The organism is Streptomyces sp. NPDC023723, assembly GCF_040639815.1.
Lineage (GTDB): Bacteria > Actinomycetota > Actinomycetes > Streptomycetales > Streptomycetaceae > Streptomyces.
Genome location: NZ_JBFAAP010000007.1, coordinates 34368 through 55530, shown reverse-complemented (window position 1 = coordinate 55530; position 21163 = coordinate 34368). Strand labels below are relative to the sequence as shown.

Annotated in this window: 11 protein-coding genes; 3 read left to right on the top strand and 8 right to left on the bottom strand. The window is 74.1% G+C overall.

The window, feature by feature from the left end; genetic code table 11:
- Positions 1-7 precede the first annotated feature (7 nt).
- The 3 genes from AB0G32_RS10790 to AB0G32_RS10780 all read right to left on the bottom strand — a co-directional run bounded on the left by AB0G32_RS10790 (position 8) and on the right by AB0G32_RS10780 (position 8035).
- Complete coding sequence (locus AB0G32_RS10790; RefSeq protein ID WP_361161289.1) at positions 8-3652, bottom strand: UvrD-helicase domain-containing protein; 3645 nt, start codon at positions 3650-3652, stop codon at positions 8-10.
- 154 nt (positions 3653-3806) lie between these two features.
- Positions 3807-7328, bottom strand: coding sequence for an ATP-dependent DNA helicase (locus AB0G32_RS10785; protein WP_361161286.1), 3522 nt, complete (start codon positions 7326-7328; stop codon positions 3807-3809).
- Positions 7329-7648: 320 nt separating this feature from the next.
- Positions 7649-8035 carry an MGMT family protein gene (locus AB0G32_RS10780; protein WP_361161284.1) on the bottom strand — a complete coding sequence of 129 codons (387 nt, stop codon included), beginning with the start codon at positions 8033-8035 and terminating at the stop codon, positions 7649-7651.
- Between the two features lie 198 nt (positions 8036-8233).
- Between AB0G32_RS10780 and AB0G32_RS10775 the strand changes: the two genes are divergently transcribed.
- From AB0G32_RS10775 to AB0G32_RS10765, 3 genes are all read left to right on the top strand, one after another.
- On the top strand, positions 8234-10981 hold the full coding sequence (locus AB0G32_RS10775; RefSeq protein ID WP_361161282.1) for a lysylphosphatidylglycerol synthase transmembrane domain-containing protein: 2748 nt from the start codon (positions 8234-8236) through the stop codon (positions 10979-10981).
- Positions 10982-11312: 331 nt separating this feature from the next.
- Entirely contained in the window at positions 11313-12863 is a 1551-nt protein-coding gene (locus AB0G32_RS10770; protein WP_361161279.1) for an alpha/beta hydrolase, read from the top strand.
- Positions 12864-13004: 141 nt separating this feature from the next.
- The gene (locus tag AB0G32_RS10765) at positions 13005-14552 is read left to right on the top strand and encodes an alpha/beta hydrolase (protein ID WP_361161276.1); all 1548 of its coding nucleotides are present in this window, start codon (positions 13005-13007) and stop codon (positions 14550-14552) included.
- Between the two features lie 89 nt (positions 14553-14641).
- Here the strand turns inward: AB0G32_RS10765 and moeZ are convergent, their stop codons facing one another.
- The 5 genes from moeZ to AB0G32_RS10740 all read right to left on the bottom strand — a co-directional run bounded on the left by moeZ (position 14642) and on the right by AB0G32_RS10740 (position 21126).
- Positions 14642-15820 carry an adenylyltransferase/sulfurtransferase MoeZ gene (gene moeZ / locus AB0G32_RS10760; RefSeq protein WP_361161273.1) on the bottom strand — a complete coding sequence of 393 codons (1179 nt, stop codon included), beginning with the start codon at positions 15818-15820 and terminating at the stop codon, positions 14642-14644.
- A 60-nt stretch (positions 15821-15880) separates the two neighbouring features.
- On the bottom strand, positions 15881-16645 hold the full coding sequence (locus AB0G32_RS10755; RefSeq protein ID WP_361161270.1) for a spherulation-specific family 4 protein: 765 nt from the start codon (positions 16643-16645) through the stop codon (positions 15881-15883).
- Positions 16633-17697: an NAD-dependent epimerase/dehydratase family protein gene (locus AB0G32_RS10750; RefSeq protein ID WP_361161267.1), complete on the bottom strand. Its 1065-nt coding sequence runs from the start codon at positions 17695-17697 to the stop codon at positions 16633-16635. Before AB0G32_RS10750 ends, AB0G32_RS10755 begins: the two co-directional genes overlap by 13 nt.
- 235 nt (positions 17698-17932) lie before the next feature.
- On the bottom strand, positions 17933-19276 hold the full coding sequence (locus AB0G32_RS10745; RefSeq protein WP_361161264.1) for a hypothetical protein: 1344 nt from the start codon (positions 19274-19276) through the stop codon (positions 17933-17935).
- A complete protein-coding gene (locus AB0G32_RS10740; protein WP_361161261.1) occupies positions 19273-21126 on the bottom strand; it encodes a DUF3492 domain-containing protein in 1854 nt (617 codons plus the stop codon). Before AB0G32_RS10740 ends, AB0G32_RS10745 begins: the two co-directional genes overlap by 4 nt.
- Positions 21127-21163 lie beyond the last annotated feature (37 nt).

Here is a 21163-nt window from a genome sequence, read left to right as displayed (position 1 = left end):
CCCGAGCCTACTGGCCCGCACCGACACCCTGGCCGTGCGGTTCGTCACCGTAAGACGCACCGTACGACCCGTCGAGCAGCAGTCTCTCCAGGGCGGCGCGGTCCGGCAGACCGTCCGTGCGCACCACCTCGCCGGTGCGCACGTACAGGAACGCGGCCGTCACCGAGGTGAGCGGTACGCCCTGCTGCTCGGCCCAGGCCAGGCGGTACACGGCGAGCTGGAGCGGGTCCGCGGAGTGGGTGCGGGAGGTCTTCCAGTCGACGATCTCGTACCTGGCACCGGGCCCGTCGCCCTCCTTGTAGACGGCGTCGATACGGCCTCGCACCACGCGGCCGGCGACCGCGAACTGGAAGGGGGTCTCGACTCGGTACGGGGTGCGGTGCGCGTACGGGGTGCGTTCGAAGGCCGCCTTGAGGGCGGCCAGGTCCTGTTCGCCGGTGATCTCGGCGTCGCCGCCGGGCAGCTCGTCGGGTTCCAGCAGCGGCAGGGTCAGCTCTTCGAAGCGGGACTCGACCCAGGCGTGGAAGCGGGTGCCGCGGCGGGCGGCGGGCCGCGGCGGCTGGGGCATCGGGCGGGCCAGTTCCTGGGCGAGGCCGTCGGGGTCGGCGGCCAGCCGCAGCAGTTGGGTGGCGGTCAGCGAGGCGGGCAGCGGTACGTCGGTGACGGCCTCCCGCGCGCGCAGCAGCTCGCCGGCGAGGGCGTCGAGATCGCGGTCCCAGGAGGCGACGGCCCGGGCCTCCTCCGGAGTGAGAAACGTCTCCCCGCGCGGTGCGGCGTCCTGCGGGCGGGGGCGGGGGGCGCCGGCGCCGGTGATCGGCTCGGGGGGCGGGGCCTGGTGGGGGACGGTGTGCTCGTCGGGGGCCGGGGCGCCGGGGGCCGGGGTGCCCGCGGCCGGGATGGTGTGCTCGTCGGGGGCCGGGGCGTCCGCGTCCGGGAACGGGGCGTCGTCGTGGGCGGGATCGTCGTCGTAGGGCGGCTCGTCGTAGGCGTCATAGGCGCCATAGGCGTCACCGGCGTCATAGGGAGGCTCGTCGTCCTCCGGAGGCGGTGGCCAGTCGGGGTCGTCGTAGGTGTCCGGGTCGTGCACGGCGGCGGGACGGGCGCCCCCGGACCCCCCGGCATTCCCGGGCTCCCCGGCGTTCCCGGCGGCGGCGAGGCGCTCCAGGTGGGCCAGCACCGTCTCGGCGGCCGTCCGGCGGCGGGCGAGGGCCTTCTCGTCCAGGGGCAGCGGCCACGCCTGGTCGGTGTCCGCGCGGTGCAGGGCCGGGTTCTCCTCGTCCTCGGCGGGCTGGTCCGCCCAGAACTCGATCTCGCCGTGTCCGGCCGCGCAGTGGTCGTACAGGGCCTGGAGGAAGTCGGACGGTCCGCGGGGCTTCTTCTGGCTGGGGCCCCACCAGTGGCCACAGCCCAGGAGCAGGGACCGGGGGCGGGTGAAGGTGACGTAGCCGAGGCGGAGCTCCTCGGTGTGCTGGTGCTCCTTCATGGCCTCGTGGAAGTCCTTCAGGCCGCGGGCGTCCCAGGAGCCGACGTCGGGGAGGGTGTCGGCGTCGCCGCGCAGCCGGTGCGGCAGGACCTTGCCCTGGGCGGTCCACTTCTCGCGGCCCTGGGTGCTGGGGAAGGTGCCGGTGACCAGTCCGGGGACGGCGACGACGTCCCATTCCAGGCCCTTGGACTTGTGCGCGGTGAGCACCTTCACGGTGTTCTCGCCGCCGGGCAGGGCGTTGTCGAGTCCCTTCTCGTACTGGGCCGCGGTGCGCAGGAAGCCCAGGAAGGCGAGCAGCGACGCCTCGTTGTCCCCGGCGGCGAAGGAGGCGGCGACGTCCAGGAAGTTGGACAGGGTCTCGCGGCGCCGGGCGGCCAGCGCGTTCGGGGACGCCGACAGCTCCACCTCCAGGCCGGTGACGGCGAGGACGCGGTGCAGTACGTCCATCAGCGGGTCGGCGAGACAGCGGCGCAGGTCGCGCAGCTCGGTGGCCAGGCGGGCGAACCGTACGCGCGCGTCGGGCGAGAACGGCAGTCCGTCGTCGTCCCCGCCGCCCGCCATCGGTGTCTCCAGGAAGGTGTCCAGCGCGTCCGCGAGCGATATCACCTCCGACGGGTCGACGCCCTCGACGGCCTCGGCCAGCCGCCGGTCGGGGTCGTCGTCGCCCGCCACGCGCGCGTGGGCGACGAGCCGGCGGGCACGGCGCCCCAGCAGGGCGAGGTCGCGCGGGCCGACGCGCCAGCGCGGCCCGGTGAGCAGCCGCACCAGGGACGCGTTCGCGCCGGGGTCCTGAAGGACTTCGCAGACGGCGACCAGGTCGGCCACCTCGGGCAGGTGCAGCAGCCCGGAGAGGCCGACGACCTCGACGGGGACGTCCCGGGCCACCAGGGCGCCCTGGATGTCCGCGAAGTCCGTGGCCGTGCGGCACAGGACGGCGATCTCGCCGGGCGCCGTCCCGGTCCGTACCAGGTGGGCGATGGAGTCGGCGAGCCAGTCCAGCTCCTCGGCGTGGGTGGGCAGCAGGGCACAGCGGACAGTGCCGTCGCGTTCGGCACCGGGGGCCGGGCGCAGGGCCTCCACGCCCGCGTGCATGACGCGCAGCGGGGTGGCGAGGCCGTTGGCGAGGTCGAGCAGACGGCCGCCGCTGCGGCGGTTCTCGCTGAGCGACTGGCGCACGGCGGGGCGGCCGTCGGCGCGGGCGAAGTGCTCGGGGAAGTCGTCGAGGTTGGCGACGGAGGCGCCGCGCCAGCCGTAGATCGCCTGGCAGGGGTCGCCGACGGCGGTCACGGGGTGACCGGTGCCGCCGCCGAACAGACCCGCCAGCAGGACGCGCTGGGCCACCGAGGTGTCCTGGTACTCGTCGAGCAGCACGACCCGGAACTCCTCGCGCAGCAGCCGGCCCACCTCGGGGAGCCGGGCGAGCTGGGCGGACAGGGCGATCTGGTCGCCGAAGTCGAGCAGGTCACGGTCGCGTTTGGCGGACCGGTAACGGATCACCAGGCCGGCCAGTTCGCGCCGGGCGGCGGCGGCCTCGGGGACCTTGCGCAGGTCGGCGTTGGTGAGCTTGGCGCCCTGGAGCGTCTCCAGGAGCTCGGCGTCCCAGGTGCGCAGCCGCTCGGGTCGTACCAGGTGTTCGGAGAGCTCGGAGTCGAGGGTGAGGAGGTCGCCGACCAGGTCGGGGAAGGAGCGGGTCAGCGCCGGGTACGAGCCGGGGGCCTCGCGCAGCACCCGGGCGGCGAGCTGGTAGCGGGTGGCGTCGGCGAGCAGCCGGGAAGCCGGCTCCAGGCCGATGCGCAGGCCGTGGTCGGCCAGCAGCCGGCCGGCGAAGGCGTGGTACGTGGAGATCACCGGCTCGCCCGGCGGGTGGTCCGGGTCGATCGCGTCGGGGTCGGTGACGCCTGCCTTGATCAGCGCCTTGCGGACGCGTTCGGCGAGTTCGCCGGCCGCCTTGTTGGTGAACGTGAGACCGAGTACCTGTTCGGGGGCGACCTGGCCGGTGCCGACCAGCCAGACCACGCGCGCCGCCATCACCGTCGTCTTGCCGGAACCGGCTCCGGCCACGATCACCTGCGGGGCGGGCGGCGCGGTGATGCAGGCCGTCTGCTCCGGGGTGAACGGGATGCCGAGGAGCTCCTTGAGCTGCTCGGGATCGGTGATACGGGCGGGCATGCCGAAAGGCTAGCGGCGGCCACTGACAGCCGAGACCGGATTGGTCGTCCGGGGCGGGAGAAACGCAGGTCAACGGGTGTGGTGCGATGAGTCACTCGACTACCTGCCGAAGAGTCACTCGACTACGTGCCGATGAGTACTACGTGCCGAAGAGTCACTCGACTACGTGCCGCCCCTCGGGCCGGGCGCTGCACGAGGCGCGGAAGGCGCAGTGCGCGCAGTGCTGGCCCGAGGTCGGCGTGAACCGTTCGTCCAGGACCTTGCCCGCGGCCGTGGCCAGCAGGTCGCCGACCCACTCGCCCTCCGGCCCCGCCAGTGGCTCCTGGGCCTGCACCTTGGGGAGCGTCTCGCCGCCGTCCCGCTTGGCGGCGCCCTGCCGGAGCTGGACCAGTTCGGCGCCGCCCGGCTCGGGGCGTACGCCGTCGAACGCGTCGTCGACGGCGCCCTCGCGGACGGCGAGCTGGTAGACGGCGAGCTGCGGGTGCCGGGCCACCTCGGCGGAGCTGGGCGCCTGCTTGCCGGTCTTGAAGTCGACGACGTAGGCGCGGCCGTCGCCGTCGGCCTCCACCCGGTCCAGCTGGCCGCGGATGCGCACCTCGTAGTCGCCCGCCGCGAGCGTGACGTCGAAGTCGTGCTCGCTGGCCACCGGCGTGCGTCCGGTGCGGTCCATGACGTGCCACTTCAGGAAGCGTTCGAGCGCCACGCGCGCGTGCGCCTTCTCCTGCTCCGACTTCCACGGCGCGTCGAAGGCGAGCGCGTTCCACACCGAGTCCAGCCGTTCCATGAGCACGTCGAGGTCGGCGGGCGTGTGCCCGGAGGCGACCTCGTCGGCGAGGACGTGCACCACGTTGCCGAAGCCCTGGGCGGTGGTCGCGGGGGCGTCGGCCTTCACCTCGCGGCCCAGGAACCACTGGAGCGCGCAGGTGTTCGCGAGTTGGTCGAGCGCGCTGCCGGAGAGCACGACGGGCTGGTCGCGGTCGCGCAGCGGCACCTTGGACTCGGTCGGTTCGAACATGCCCCACCAGCGGTAGGGGTGCGCGGCGGGCACCAGGGGGCGGCCCTCGTCGTCGCTGAGCGCGGCCAGCCGGGCCAGCCGGCGGGCGGCGGCCTCCCGCAGGGCGTCGGAGACACGCGGGTCCACGGTGGTGGCGCGCAACTCGGCGACCAGGGCGGCCACGGACAGCGGGCGGCGCGGGCGGCCGGTGACGTCCTTGGGCTCGACGCCCAGCTCGGTCAGGAACCGGGAGGGCTGGTCGCCGTCGTCGGCCGGTGCCTTGACGGCCGTGACGACCAGGCGGTCCCGCGCGCGGGTGGCGGCCACGTAGAACAACCGGCGTTCCTCGGCGAGCAGCGCACCGGGCGTGAGCGGCTCGGCGAGTCCGTCCCGGCCGATCCGGTCGGCCTCCAGCAGGGAGCCGCGGCGCCGCAGGTCGGGCCAGAGTCCCTCCTGGACGCCGGCGACCACGACCAGTCGCCACTGGAGGCCCTTGGCGCGGTGCGCGGTCATCAGGCGTACCGCGTCGGGGCGCACGGCCCGCCGCGCGAGGGTGTCGGCGGCGATGTCCTCGGCCTCGGCCTCCTCCAGGAAGTTCAGGGCGCCCCGGCCGCCGGTGCGCTCCTCGGCGCGCGCGGCGGTCGCGAACAGGGCGCATACGGCGTCCAGGTCGCGGTCGGCGTTGCGGCCGGCGGCGCCGCCGCGCCGGGCGGCCCGCTCCAGGCGGCCGGGCCACGGAGTGCCCGCCCACAGCTCCCAGAGCGCCTCCTCGGCCGTACCGCCGCCCGCCAGGCACTCCCGGGCCGTGCGCAGCAGCGCGCCCAGGCGTTGCGCGCCCCGCGCGTACGCCGGGTCGTGCACGGCGAGCCGCTCCGGCTCGGCCAGGGCCCGGGCGAGCAGTTCGTCCGAGGGGGGCGGCAGCGCGTTGCCGGCGGTCCGCTGCTCCTCGCGCAGCGCCCGGCCGAGGCGGCGCAGGTCGGCGGCGTCCATGCCGGCGAGGGGGGAGGTGAGCAGGGTGAGAGCGGTCTCGGTGTCCAGCCAGCACGCCTCCTGCGCACCGGAACCGTCGGCCTGCGTTTCCCTCGGTTCCGCCGTCCCCGCTGTCTCCGCCGTCCCCGCCGTCTCCGCCGTGTCTGCCGTCTCCGCCGTGTCTGCCGTCTCCGCCGTGTCTGCCGTCTCCGCCGTCTCCGCCGTCCCCGCCGTGTCTGCCGTCCCCGCCGTCCCCGTCCCCGCCGCTTCCACCGTCCCCGCCGTCCGCGCGGTCGCCGCCCTTTCCGCTACCGGCCCCGTCTCGGCCAGAGCCACCGCCCGCAGTGCCGTCAGCAGCGGGGCCACCGCCGGCTCGTGGCGCAGGGGCAGGTCGTCGCCGTCCACGTCGACCGGGACGCCGGCCGAGGTGAGGGCGCGGCGGACCGCCGGGAGGGTGCGGGAGCCGGCCCGCACCAGGACGGCCATCTCGCCCCAGGGGACGCCGTCCTCCAGCCGGGCCCGGCGCAGGATGTCGGCGACGTTGTCCAGCTCCGTGCCGGCCGTCGGGTACGTGTACACCTCGACCTGGCCGCCGTCCCGTACCGGGGCGAGCTCGCGGTGGGCGCGTACCTGGTCGGCGGGGAGCCGGGTGAGCGGCATGCGCCGGGTCAGCAGCCGGGTGGCGGCCAGCAGGGCGGCGCCGGAGCGGCGGGCGGTGCGCAGCACCCGTACCGGCGCCGGGCGGCCGTCCGCGCGCGGGAAGGCGTGCGGGAAGTCGAGGATGCCGCCCACGTCCGCGCCGCGGAACGCGTAGATCGACTGGTCGGGGTCGCCGAGGGCCACCAGGGTGCGGCCGCCGCCCGCCAGCGCGTGCAGCAGCCGTACCTGGGCCGGGTCGGTGTCCTGGTACTCGTCGACGTAGACGGCGTCGTACTGCCCGGCGAGCCGTTCGGTGACCTCGGCGCGCTGGGCGAGGAGCACCGCGCGGTGGACGAGTTCCGCGTAGTCGAGGACTCCCTGGAGGTCGAGCACGTCGAGGTACTCGGCGAGGAAGACGGCGGCGGCCCGCCAGTCGGGGCGGCCGATGCGGCGGGCGAAGTCCGCCAGGGCGTCCGGGCCGAGGCCCAGCTCGCGGCTGCGGGCGAGCACCGCGCGGACCTCGTCGGCGAAGCCCCGGGTGGTCAGGCAGGCGCGCAGTTCGTCGGGCCAGCGCACATGGGCCAGGCCGAGCCGTTCGAGGTCGGTCTGGCCGGCCAGCAGCTCACGGACGGTCACGTCCTGCTCGGGGCCGGACAGCAGCCGCAACGGCTCGACGAACAGCTCGCTGTCCTGGTGGGCGCGGACCAGGGCGTAACTGAAGGAGTGGAACGTGGTCGCGCGCGGGGCGCGCGCGGCTCCCGTGCGCCGCGCCATGCGGTCGCGCAGTTCGACGGCGGCCTTGCGGCTGAAGGTCAGCACGAGGATGCGTTCGGGGTCGGCGCCGCGGGCGATCCGCGCGGCGACGGATTCGACCAGCGTGGTGGTCTTGCCGGTGCCGGGACCCGCGAGGACGAGCAGCGGACCGGTGCGGTGGTCAACCACCGCGCGCTGGGCGGCGTCCAGGAGAGGGGGGTCCTCGCGCGGGGGCGGGGTACGAACCAGTCGGTAAGCGCCACGGGCCCCCGGGCGCACCTGGGGGTGCGACGGGTGCCTGAGGGAGGAAGAGGAGCTCACGTGGTTCGCCGGTCCTGGTGGGTGTGCTGGTGGGACGACCGCCGCGCGGGACGGGCGGTGGGCGCGGGATGGAAGGTGGACGGGGGACGGACGGTGGACGGGGAAGGGGCGGTGGGCGCGGGGTGAACGGGACGAGCGCAGCCGACGCTACGCCGCCGCACGGACGGGAAGCAGGGCTTCCGCTTCTTCCCTCCCGCCACCCGCGACGCGGATGTCCCGTGCCCCTCGAACGTACGTCATGCCACCGACGTGCCCGCTCTGCCCCGATTCCCTCATACGGATCACCGGTCACCCCTCGGGGCGTCCGATGGCCGAAGCTGTCAGGTGTGACCCTGCGCGTGCTCGCCGCCGTCCCACCGCGCCCGTCTCATGTCGACGCGCGGCAGGTGGTCCTCCGCGGCCCGGCCCGCCTCCTTCAGGGGCGTCCCCTCCACCCGGTACCGGCCGAGCGCCTCCTGTTCGTGGCCCGCCAGCAGCACCCCGTCGGCGCGGACCACGCGCCACCAGGGAACTCCCACCCCGTAGAGGGACATCACCCGGCCGACCTGCCGGGGACCGCCCTCCTCCAGCCACTCGGCGACGTCCCCGTAGGTCATCACGCGTCCCGGCGGGATCAGCTCGGTGACCTCCAGGACCCGCTCGGCGTACTCGGGCAGCGCGGCCGCGGGCTCTGGACGGGCACCGTCCGGAAGACTTTCCTCGCTCATCCGCCCCATACTGCCGCACCCCACCGACACCGCGACGCGCTCGCGCGGCCGGTCCGGGTCCCTCGCCCGGGGGCGGCGCTTCGGGCAGACTGTGCGGCCCGCGAGTGCGCCCTGATCCACCCTGATGCCCCCGTGTGTCGGTGCGGCATGCCACCATCGTGCGGGCGGTGACCAGTGATACGAGAGCAAGAAGAGACGATGAAGCAGCAGGGTGTGCGACCCGGCGGCACGCGGGGTACCTCCGGCGCTTCGTCGCGCCCCGGTGCCGTCGGCGGCAAGGGGGGCACCGGGAGCACCGCCCCGGACGGTGACCCGGCGGACACCGCGCACGTCGACGAGGTGGAGGGCGACGAACCGCTCCTGCCCGCGCGTGTGCACCGTCCGTCCGACCTGATGCGGCTCCTGGTGGGCGTGCTCGCGGTCGCCGTCCTGCTCGCCGTCGCCGCGTTCGCCCACGGCACCACCTCGGGCCTCGAACAGGACATCAACAAGGGCACCGGACAGGCACCCGATCTGCTGATCAAGATCGCGGGGCTGGCCTCCAGCATCGCGATCCTGCTGGTCCCGGTCGCCTTCGCGATCGAACGGTTGATCAAACGCGACGGGCTGCGGATCGCCGACGGCGTCCTGGCCGCCGTACTCGCCCACGGAGTGACGCTCGCCACCGATCTGTGGGTCGCCAAGGCCGCGCCCGGCTCCATCCAGGAGGCGCTCACCCAGCCCTCGCCCGGTGACGTCCACGCCCTCACCGACCCGGTGCACGGTTATCTGGCCCCGGTCATCGCGTACATGACGGCGGTGGGCATGTCCCGCAGACCGCGGTGGCGCGCGGTGCTGTGGATCGTGCTGCTCCTGGACGCCTTCTCCATGCTCGTCACCGGCTACACGACGCCGTTCTCGATCATCCTGACGGTGCTCATCGGCTGGACCGTGGCCTACGGGACGCTGTACGCGGTCGGCTCGCCCAACGTGCGGCCCACCGGGCGGACGCTCGTGGCGGGCCTGATGACGGTCGGCTTCCGCCCGGTGACCGCCTCGCGCGAGGACACCTCGTCGGACACCCTGGAGACCGGCGACCGCGGCCGGCGGTACTTCGTCACCCTGGAGGACGGCCCGCCGCTGGACGTCACGGTGGTCGACCGCGAGCAGCAGGCACAGGGCTTCTTCTACCGCGCGTGGCGCAATCTGACGCTGCGCGGCTTCGCCACCCGCAGCAGCCTCCAGTCGCTGCGCCAGGCGCTGGAGCAGGAGGCCCTGCTGGCCTACGCGGCGATCGCGGCCGGCGCCAACGCCCCCAAGCTGATCGCCACCTCGGAACTGGGCCCCGACGCCGTGATGCTCGTCTACGAGCACACCGGCGGCCGCTCCCTGGACACGCTGGCGGACGAGGAGATCACCGACGACCTGCTGCGCGACACCTGGGAGCAGGTACGGGCCCTCCAGTCCCGGCGGATCGCGCACCGCAGGCTGGTCGGCGACGCGATTCTGGTGGATCGTTCCGGCACGGTGACCATCACGGACCTGCGCACCGGCGAGATCGCCGCGGGCGACCTGCTGCTGCGCATGGACATCTCCCAGTTGCTGGTGACGCTCGGCCTGCGGGTGGGGGCGGAGCGTGCGGTGGCCTCGGCGGTGGGCGTGCTCGGTCCGGACGCGGTGGCGGACTGCCTGCCGATGCTCCAGCCGATCGCGCTGAGCCGCTCCACCCGTGCGACGCTGCGCAGACTCGCCCGGGAACGGTCCCAGCGCGAACGCGAGGCCGTCCTGGAGGCGTCCCGGCAGGCCAAGCAGGCCCGGGTGGAGGCGGCGGGCGGCGACGGTTCGGGCGCCACGGCCGTCAGGCTCGACAAACCCGGCAAGCCGGACAAGAAGTTGGAGCGCGCGGAGCAGCGGGCCGAGAAGCGGGCCCTGGACGAGGCCATGGACGAGGCGCGCGAGGAGGACCTGCTCACCCAGATCCGCCACCAGGTGCTGCGGATCAGGCCGCAGGCGCCGGTCGAGCCGGCCCGCCTGGAGCGGATCCGGCCGCGCACCCTGATCAGTTTCATCGCCGGCGCGATCGGCGCGTACTTCCTGCTCACCCAGCTCACCCACATCGAGTTCGGACCGCTGATCAGCAACGCCGAGTGGGGCTGGGTCGTCGCGGCCGTGCTGTTCTCGGCGGTGAGTTACGTGGCCGCGGCGATGTCCCTGCTCGGATTCGTGCCGGAGCGGGTGCCGTTCCTGCGGACCGTGGCCGCGCAGGTCGCCGGGTCCTTCGTCAAGATCATCGCGCCCGCGGCGGTCGGCGGCGTGGCCCTGAACACCCGCTTCCTGCAGCGCGCCGGAGTGCGCCCCGGGCTCGCGGTGGCGAGCGTCGGCGCGTCACAGCTGTTCGGGCTCGGCTGTCACATCCTGATGCTGCTGTCCTTCGGTTATCTGACCGGCACCGAGAAGACGCCGTCGCTGTCGCCGTCCCGGACGGTCATCGCGGGCCTGCTGACGGTGGCGGTGCTGGTGCTGGTGGTCACCTCGGTGCCCTTCCTGCGGAAATTCGTCGTCACGCGCGTGCGCTCGCTCTTCGCCGGTGTCGTACCGCGCATGCTGGACGTGCTCCAGCGCCCGCAGAAGCTGGTCACCGGCATCGGCGGCATGCTGCTGCTCACCGCCTGCTTCGTGATGTGCCTGGACGCCTCGATCCGCGCGTTCGGCGACGAGTCGACGTCGATCAGCCTGGCCAGCGTCGCCGTCGTCTTCCTCGCGGGCAACGCGCTGGGCTCCGCGGCGCCGACCCCCGGCGGCGTGGGCGCGGTGGAGGCGACCCTGACGCTGGGCCTGATCGCCGTGGGCCTGCCCAAGGAGGTCGCCGCCCCGGCGGTGCTGCTCTACCGGCTGCTGACCCTGTGGCTGCCGGTGCTGCCGGGCTGGCTGGCCTTCAACCACCTGACCCGGAAGCAGGCCCTGTAGGGGCGCGCGCCACGGCAGGCGCGTGAGAGGCACACCGCCGCGTGGCGCGAGCAAGGCCGCCGTACCTCGTACGAGGCGAGCTGCGGCCGGCGCCCGAGTAGCACACCACCGCGTGGCCCGAGCAAAGCCACCACACCTCGTACGAGACGCGCCACGGCCGGCGCCCGAGTAGCACACCACCGCGTGGCCCGAGCAAAGCCGCCACACCTCGTACGAGACGCGCAGCGGCCGGCGCCCGAGAGGCACACCACCACGTGGCCCGAGCAGACCGCCGTACCTCGTACGGCCCGTGCCCCGAGCGTCCCGCCCGGCGCCACCGCACGATGGGAGCATGCCGAATCCCGCCCGGCTGCGTGCCGCCGCCCCCGCCGTCACCGTCGCCCTGCTGTCCGCCCTGCTGGCCGGCTGCGGCGACAGCGCGGCGGACGGGAGCGGGGACGTGACCCAGCAGAAGCTCTCCTGGCAGGACTGCCCGGCGCCCTCCCAGGCGCAGGGCGGCGGCGCGGCTCCCTCACCGCTGCCGGACGGCGGCGCCTGGCAGTGCGCCACCATGCGGGCCCCGCTCGACTGGGGCGACCCCGACGGCGACACGATCGGCATCGCGCTGATCCGGGCCAAGGCCAGCGGCGCCGCCAGTCAGCGGATCGGGTCGCTGGTCTTCAACTTCGGCGGCCCGGGCGGCTCGGGCGTCACCACGCTGCCCTCCTTCGGTACCGACTACACCAAGCTGCGCACCCGCTACGACCTGGTCAGCTTCGACCCGCGCGGCGTCGGGCGCAGTGTCCCCGTGGAGTGCCTGGACGACCAGCAGCTCGACAGCTACTTCCAGCAGGACGCCACCCCGGACGACGCCGCCGAGCGCACCGAACTGGTGGACAGCAACAAGAACTTCAACGCGGCCTGCGAGAAGAACTCGAAGAAGATGCTGCCGCACGTCGCCACCACCGACGCCGCCCGCGACATGGACCTGATGCGCCAGGTGCTGGGCGACGACAAGCTGCACTACTTCGGCATCTCCTACGGCACCGAACTCGGCGGCGTCTACGCCCACCTGTTCCCCAAGAAGGTGGGCCGGGCCGTCTTCGACGCCGTCGTCGATCCGACACAGGACTCGGAACAGGGCTCGCTCGGCCAGGCCAAGGGCTTCCAACGGGCCCTCGACAACTACGCCGAGAACTGCGTGTCGGGGACCGAGGACTGCCCCGTCGGCGACTCCGCCCAGGACGTCAAGAACCGCATCGCCCAACTGCTGAAGGAGCTCGACCGCACACCGATTCCCGGCATCTCCCCGCGCGAACTCACCCAGACCGCCGCCACCAGCGGCATCGCGCAGTCCCTGTACTCGCAGGACCTCTGGGAGTACCTCACCGAGGGCCTGGAGCAGGCGTACGACGGTGACGGCCGGATCCTGATGGCGCTGTCGGACGCGCTGAACGGGCGCGCGGAGAACGGCGAGTACAGCAACATCACCGCGGCCAACATCTCCATCAACTGCGCCGACGACAAGCCGCGGTACGACGCCGCGGACGTGCAGAAGAAGCTGCCGCAGTTCCGCGCCGCCTCGCCGCTGTTCGGCGACTATCTCGCCTGGTCCATGGTCAGCTGCACCGACTGGGCGGTGGCCGGCGCCGCCGACCACCCCGACGTCAGCGCGCCGGGCGCCCCGCCGATCCTGGTCGTCGGCAACACCGGCGACCCCGCCACGCCCTACGAGGGCGCGGGCAAGATGGTGGACGCGCTGGGCGAGGGCGTCGGCGTCGAGCTGACCTACAAGGGCCAGGGCCACGGCGCCTACGACAGCAAGAACACCTGCGTGCGCGAGGCGGTCGACGGCTATCTGCTCAACGGCCGGACACCGAAGGCCGGGACGGTCTGCTCCTGACCCCGCCGCACCACCCAAGGTCAAGTGAACCAGCAGGTCAAAGCGTTATCCACAGGCCGCAGCGGCCTTCGGGCACTCCCCCTACCATGGCATGACAGCCATCCGCCGCACGGCGCGGACGGCCCGTCGGGGGGAGCGCGCATGGGGCGGTACACACGGTCACGGCAGGTACGGTGGACGGCTTCGCTGGCCGCCGCCGGGCTGCTGCTGGCGGGGTGCAGCGGGAGTTCGTCCGGGGACGGCGAGAACAGCTCGGGCGGCGGGGACAGCGGGGGCGGCAAGACCGCCGGGGGGTCTCTGACGTCCCAGCGGCTGGACTGGGGCCGCTGCGAGGCCACCGACGACGCCCCGGCGCCGGGCAGCGAATGGCGGTGCGCCACGCTCCAGGTGCCGGTGGACTGGGCGAAACCGGACGGCGAGCGGATGGGGCTGGCGCTGATCCGCTCCGAGGCCACCGGCGACCGGCGGGCCGGCTCGCTGCTGTTCAACTTCGGCGGCCCCGGCGGCTCGGGCGTCTCCACGATGCCGTCGTACGCCTCCCTCGCCTCCTCCCTGCACGAGCGGTACGACCTGGTCAGCTGGGACCCGCGGGGAGTGGCCGCCAGCGAGGGCGTCCGCTGCCGCGACGACGAGGAGATCCAGGCCGCCGAGTCGACGGTGGACGTCACGCCCGACACGGCGGCCGAGGAGCAGGCGTACCTGGCGGACGCCGCCGACTTCGCCGAGGGCTGCGAGCGGACCGCCGGGAAGCTGCTGGCCCACGTCTCGACCACGGACACTGCCCGCGACATGGACCTGATGCGCCAGGTGCTGGGCGACCGGAAGATGCACTACTTCGGCATCTCCTACGGCACCGAGCTCGGCGGCGTCTACGCCCACCTGTTCCCCGAGAAGGTGGGGCGGATGGTCCTGGACGCGGTGGTCGACCCGACCGCCGACACCATCGGCCACGCCGAGCACCAGACCAGGGGCTTCCAGCGCGCGCTGGACGACTACCTCCGGTCCACCGGACAGGATCCCGAGCAGGCTTCGCAGAAGATCGCCGACCTGCTGGCGCGGCTCGACGCCGAGCCGCTGCCCACGTCGTCGTCCGGCCGGAAGCTGACCCAGACCCTGGCGCTCACCGGGATCGTGCTGCCGCTGTACAGCAAGGACAGCTGGCCGGCGCTGACCAGCGCGCTGTCGGCGGCCGAGAAGGGCGACGGCTCGGAGCTGCTGGCGCTCGCCGACGGCTACAACGAGCGTGACTCGTCGGGGCACTACGGCACGGCCACCCACTCCCAACGGGTCATATCGTGCCTGGACGACAAGGAGCGGCCGACGCTGGCGGAGACGAAGAAGCTGCTGCCCGAGTTCGAGGAGATCTCCCCGGTGTTCGGCGCCTTCCTGGGCTGGGACACCGCCGGGTGGTGCCACGACTGGCCGGTGGCCGGGCAGTACGAGACGCCCGAGGTGAACGCGGCCGCGGCGGCGCCGGTCCTGGTGGTCGGCAACACCGGCGACCCGGCGACGCCCTACGAGGGGGCCCGCAAGATGGCGGACGAACTGGGCGAGGACGTCGGTGTGATGCTCACCTGGAAGGGCGAGGGGCACGGTGCGTACGGCAGCGGGAGCGACTGCGTCGACTCCACGGTCGACGCCTATCTGCTGGACGGGACCGTGCCGCGGGACGGCAAGACCTGCTCGTGACGGCAACGCCGACGGCGGGGGCCCCGGGCACCTGTGGTGCGCGAAACCCCCGCCGTTGGCGAGACGTTGCCGACCTGGCCGGCCGTGGCTCAGTAGACGGGCTTGTCCGGCTCGATCTGGTTGACCCAGCCGATCACGCCGCCGCCGACGTGCACGGCGTCCGAGAAGCCCGCGGACTTCAGCACCGCGAGGACCTCCGCGCTGCGGACACCCGTCTTGCAGTGCAAGACGATCTTCTTGTCCTGCGGGAGGCTCTCCAGGGCCGTGCCCATGAGGAACTCGTTCTTCGGGATCAGCCGCGCGCCCGGGATCGAGACGATCTCGTACTCGTTCTGCTCGCGGACGTCGATGATCTCGATGTTCTCGCCGTCGTCGAGCCACTCCTTGAGCTGCTTGGGAGTGATCGTGGAACCGGCCGCCGCCTCCTGGGCCTCCTCGGAGACGACGCCGCAGAAGGCCTCGTAGTCGATGAGCTCGGTGACGGTGGGGTTCTCGCCGCAGACCGCGCAGTCGGGGTCCTTGCGGACCTTGACCTGGCGGTACTGCATCTCCAGGGCGTCGTAGATCATCAGGCGGCCGACCAGCGGCTCGCCGATGCCCGCGAGCAGCTTGATGGCCTCGTTGACCTGGATGGAGCCGATGGACGCGCACAGCACGCCCAGCACGCCGCCCTCGGCGCAGGAGGGGACCATGCCGGGGGGCGGGGGCTCCGGGTAGAGGCAGCGGTAGCAGGGGCCGTGCTCGGACCAGAAGACGGAGGCCTGGCCGTCGAAGCGGTAGATCGAACCCCAGATGTACGGCTTGTTCAGCAGCACACAGGCGTCGTTGACCAGGTAGCGGGTGGCGAAGTTGTCCGTGCCGTCGACGATCAGGTCGTACTGGCTGAAGATGTCCATCACGTTGTCGGCTTCGAGCCGCTCCTCGTGCAGGACCACGTTCACGTACGGGTTGATGCCCTTGACGGTGTCACGCGCCGACTCGGCCTTGGAGCGACCGATGTCGGCCTGGCTGTGGATGATCTGGCGCTGCAGGTTCGACTCGTCGACCTCGTCGAACTCCACGATGCCGAGGGTGCCCACGCCCGCGGCGGCGAGGTACATCAACGCCGGCGAACCCAGGCCGCCGGCGCCCACGGCGAGCACTTTGGCGTTCTTCAGCCGCTTCTGCCCGTCCATCCCGACGTCGGGGATGATCAGGTGGCGGGAGTACCTGCGGACCTCGTCTACGGTGAGCTCAGAGGCTGGCTCGACCAGGGGTGGCAGCGACACGGGGACTCCGTTGGTCGGTTAATCGATGGTTGTTCCCCCGTAACACTGCCACGGCCTTTTTCATTCCGAGACACCTGTCCCGATGCGCGAGACGATGTCGTCCCAGTAGCCGGGCATCGTCTCCCAGGGGCTCGCGTCGACGCGTCCTCGGTGGTCGGCGCGGTGGGTGCGGTCGGTGAACCAGACGGTCGCGGCGCCCTGCCAGCGGGCGAGGCGCAGGGCCTCGTCGAGGTGCGGGCCGGGTACGCCGTGGACGAGGTGGCAGAAGCGCTCGGGTGGGTAGTCGGCGGTCCACTCGGCCACTTGGGACCAGCGGTAGTCGCTCCAGGAGCCGCGGAAGGTGACCAGTTGGTCGGCGTTCTCGGCGTAGCCGGGATACGGGTGGGTGTCGTGGCCGAGGACGATGTGGGCATCGTCACGGACCGCCCGCAGCGTGGCGACCGCGCGGCGGACGGCGGGGAGCGCGTGCCGCTGGCCGGGGCAGCGGTTCAGGAGGAAGCCGTCGGTCCGGTACCAGTCGAGATACCGGTGGGCGTCGGCGACCAGTTCGCCGACGGGGCGGGCGCCGTGCGCGGTGTCGAGCCGGCCGAGCACCCGGTGGCCCGCGTTGCGCAGCCGGCCGGCCGCCGCCAGGCAGTGCGGGTCGGGCGCGGCGCCCGGGCCGTCGGCGACGTCGAGGACGGCCCAGTGCAAGGGGGTGCCGGGGCGGGTGAGTTCCGCCCACTCGGCGGGCGCGACCAGCGGGTGGGCCAGGCCGGGGACACCGAGGCCGGTACGGACGCCGGTGCTCGCGGTGCCCGTTCTGGTACTGGTCAGATACGGCACGCGGCCTCCATCCAGATGTCGGCGAGGGACTCCTCGAGGTTGATACGGGGCCGCCAGCCGAGCCGGTCGCGGGCGGTACGCACGTCGGCCTGCTGCCAGCTGCCGCAGCCGTCCGGGTACGGGTAGGCGACCGGTGCCGGGTGGTCGTCGCTCCGGGGGCCGAGGCCGTCCACGCGGTGGCCCACGGTGTCGGCCCGGTGGTGGCCGGTGGTCTCGGCGCGGTGGCCGAGCACGTCGGTGCGGTGGGCGACGGACTCGGCCCGGGGATGGCCGATGACCGGACGCAGGGCGCCGGGCGGGCCGTCGAGTTCGTGCAGGGCGCCGCCGTAGCCGGCCACCCGGGCCAGGGTGGCGGCGGCGTCGCGCAGCCGGACCGCGCGGCCGGAGCCGATGTTGATGACGCCCTGCGCGGCGGACAGCGAGGCGGCGTGCACGGCGCGGGCGACGTCGCGGACGTCCACGAAGTCGCGCTGGGCGCCGAGGCCGCCGAGGCGCAGTTCTCCGTCGCCGGACTGCATGGCGCGGCGCATGGCCTCGGCGAGCCGGCCCAGCGGGGAGCCGGCGGGGGTGCCCGGTCCGGCCGGGGAGAAGACCCGGAGGACCACGGCGTCCAGGCCGGAGCCGAGGACCAGTTCGGTGGCGGCGAGTTTACTGACGCCGTAGGGGCCGCCGGGGCGGGGTACGGCGTCCTCGGCCGTGGAGGACCCGTGCTGGCTGGGGCCGTACTCGGCGCTGCACCCGATCTGCACCAGCCGGGCGCCGCAGCCGCTGCGGCGCAGGGCCTCGCAGACGGTGGCGACGGCGACGGTGTTGTGCCGGGTGAGTTCGCGGGCGCCGCCGCGGGTGGCGCCGGCGCAGTTGACCACCACGCCGGGGTGGACGGCGTCGAGGAAGCGGGTGAGCGCGCCGGGGCTGCCGCTGGCCAGGTCGAAGCGGACGTCGGCGTCGTCGCCGCGGCCGAGCGCGGTGAGCTGGACGGCCGGGTCGGCGAGCAGACGGTCGGCGACGAAGCGGCCGAGGTAGCCGTTGGCTCCGATCAGCAGGACTCTCATCGGACGACTCCCGGGGCCGAGGCTTCGGGTCGGGAGGTGGTCATGTCGGGTTCTCCTTCGGGGGTGGTGCCGGGAGGGAGCGGCGGGAGGACGGAAGTGGTCGCGGTGGCGGGCACCGGACGGCTGGGCGGGCGCCCCGGCGGGCCGTGCGCGGTGGGGAACCCGCCGCGCACGGTGGCGTGCCGGGGTGGGCTGTCCGGCCGGGCGACCGGGACGAGGGCAGGAAGGGGCGTGTTCATCGGCGGGGCTCCGGGTGGGCGTGGGCCGAGGCTCTCGTCAGGCGCCGGGTCGTGTGCGGCAGCAGGAGCAGGGCTCCGACGCCGCACGCCACGGCCGGCACACTTCCGGTCCCCCAGGCGGCGACCAGCGTCTCCACCGGGACGGCCAGGCCCCCGCAGCCGGGCAGCCGGCCGGCGAAGAGGCTGGCCACCGCGGTGGCCTCGGCGGTCGCCGCCGCCGTGAGGACGAGCGCCGGCGCGTACCCGGACCCGTGGGCGGTGAGGAGACCGGCCAGCAGCAGGAGGGCGCCCAGGGTGAGGCCCTGGGCATGGGCGGCAGGCTGGCCCAGGACCGCGCCGGTGAGGGCGAGGAGGGCCGAGAGGGCACCGAGGAACAGGACGAGGACGCCGAACAGCAGCGGTCGTACGGCGGCGGCGAACTCCCCCAGTCCGCGGCTCTTCTCCAGTCGGCGGCGGGCGTGGACGGTGAAGAGGCGGGTGCACCAGGCCGCGGGGGCGCAGGCCAGGGTCAGGGCCAGCACGGGGGCGACGGCGACGGGCCAGGGGCCGTCGGCGGCGCCGGTGGGCAGGCCGTCGGGGCCGCCGCGGAGGGCGGCGCCGAGCAGACCGTCGCCCAGGAGGGCGTAGCCGAGCAGGCAGTGCACCCAGACGCCGCTGTGGGGGTCCTCGGCGCCCGGCAGCCGGCTCCGGCGCAGGAGCGCGCGCCCGGCCAGGGCGACGGCCAGCGCACCGACGACGGCCGTGACCAGGCGCGGCTGCCCGTGGGTGAGACGCAGACCGGCGACCGTCGCCGCGCTCAGGGCACCGGGCAGCAGGGTGAGGACGAACCAGCCGAGGCCCGGCCGAAGGGCAGCGGCGGCGGCGACCGCCCGTTCGGCGGGAACGGGAGAACCGGCGGGAACGGGAGAACCGGCGGAATCGGGAGCACCGGCGGAATCGGGAGCACCGGCGGAGTCGGCGGGAACGGCGGGATCCGGCACCTTCTCGTTCCGGTCGCCGTCGCGCGGAACACGGGCGTACATCTCCTCGGCCAGGGAGAAGACATCGCGGTGGCGGAAACGGGCGGCGGTCCGGTCGGTGACGCCGTGGGCCTCCAGGCCCGCCGCGATCTCCAGGGGGTCCACGGCCCGTTCGCACAGGTCGTGGTGGCGGTGCATCAGGGCCTTGACCGGGTCCGCGCCGGTCCGCCGGGCGGGGCCCGGGCGGGCCGCCTCCCGGTACGCCGACAAGGAAGCGGCCTCCGATGCCGACGCCAGACATTCCCGCGAGCGCTCGTCCCAGGCCCCGGGACTGCCCGGAGTCCCGGGACGGTCCAGGCCCGTGTCGCCGGGGTGGCTCATCGGACCCCCTCGCCGACGCGGACCGGCGCGTCCGTCGCCCAGCCGGGGCCGCCGCGGGCCACCGCGCGGGAGACGGCGCCGGTCCGTACCCGCCCGGCGCCGGGGCCAGGACTGAAACTGGGACTGGGACCGGTGCCGGGGCCAGCGACATGTGCCTCGGCCGGCACGGCGAACGGCAGGGGTGTGCCGGTCGCGTCGAGGAGGTCCCGGCGGAGCGGCGCGCGGGAGAGGATCTCCAGGTAGATGCCCTGAAATGCCGCGGTGTTCTGCTCCACGGTGAACAGTTCGAGTGCGCGGGCGCGCGCGGCGGCGCCCAGGCGCTCACGGCGCTCGGGGTCGCGCAGCAGGGAGACGCACGCCTCGGCCAGCGCCCGCGGATTGCGCGGCGGTACCACCAGGCCGGTGCCTCCGATCACCTCCACCACCGCGCCGGCCTCCGTGGACACCGTCGCGCGAGCGCAGAACATGGCCTCCACCAGCCCGACCGGGAACCCCTCGACCACGCTGGAGCTGACGACCAGCGCACCGGCGGCGTAGGCGTCGGCGACGGACGGCAGTTCCGGCCCGCCGACCTCTTCGAAGGAGACCGGGTTCCGCCCGACCGCATGCGGGCCGTCCGCCTCGTCGGGGAAGAGCTGGGCGGCCAGGCCCCGGCAGTGCGCGAGATAGGCCGCGTCCCCGGAGAAACCGGCACCACCGGCACCACCCGGGACACCGGAAACACCCGGGCCACCGGAAGCACCCGAGACCCCCGGGACATCGGCAGCGCCCGGGACATCGGCAGCGCCCGGGACACCGCAGACGGACACCATCCGCAGCCGGGCCCGGGGGCGCGCCCGGCGGATCTCGGCGAAGGCGTGCAGCAGGGACACCAGGTCCTTGGCGGGTTCCACGCGGCCGACCCAGACGAGGGTGTCCGGGTCGGCACCGCCCGGCGCCTCCCCGACCTCGGTGAAGGCGGCCGCGGCCATGCCCGGGTGGACCGTGCGCAGCTTGTCGCGGCCGGCTCCGCAGCGCTCCTGCCAGCGGCGGGCGTGTGCGTTGCCGTGCGTGACGACGGCGGCCCGGCGGTAGATCTCGGCGGCGAGCCGGCCGTGGAAGGCGGCGAGCAGGGCGCGTATGGGGGGCGTGGAGCCGGGAGCGGTCAGGTAGTGCGTGCGCAGCCGCACCCCGTACTCGGTGACCAGCAGGGGGACGCCGAAGAAGTGCCGGGCGAGGAGGCCGGGCAGGGCGGCCGCGCCGCCGGACGCGGCATGGCACAGGTCGACCGCGCCGAGGCCGGCGTCCTCGTACCAGTCGAGCGAGAGGGGGCGCAGGGCGCGTTCCAGGTGGGCCGCGACGGCGAGGAGATCCGGAACGCGGGCCTCGCGCGCGGGGCGTCGGGCGCCGGGCGCGCGACAGGCGTGCTCCAGGGCGCGCACGGCGGCTTCGGAGCGCAGCGCGCCCACCAGTCCGCCTTCCTCGCGGGCGAGTTCGGCGAGCCCGTACAGGGCGTTGGCGAAACGGTCCGCCTCGGCCGCCGGGGCGTCTTCCGCCGTACCCGGCGGACCTCCGTGACCCGCGGCGCACAGGACGGCGGCGAGGTCGCCGTAGTACTGGGCGAAGCGCCTGCGCGCCCGCCTGCCGTAGGTCACGCCGTCGTCCTCGGCCGTCCACAGCGGCGCGGTGCGTACGCGGCTGACCTGCGGCGGCAGCGGGACCCAGCCCTCGTCCTCCTGGTGTTCGCCGCGGCTGAGCGCGTAGACGTCGAACTCGTGCTGCCCGAGCCCGCGCACGAGCCGGTCGCACCAGAGTCCGGCGTCGCCGCTGACGTACGGGTAGCCGCCCTCCGTCAGTAGTCCGATGCGCACGTCCACTCCCGATCTCCCGTATGGGGAGCCGCCGTTG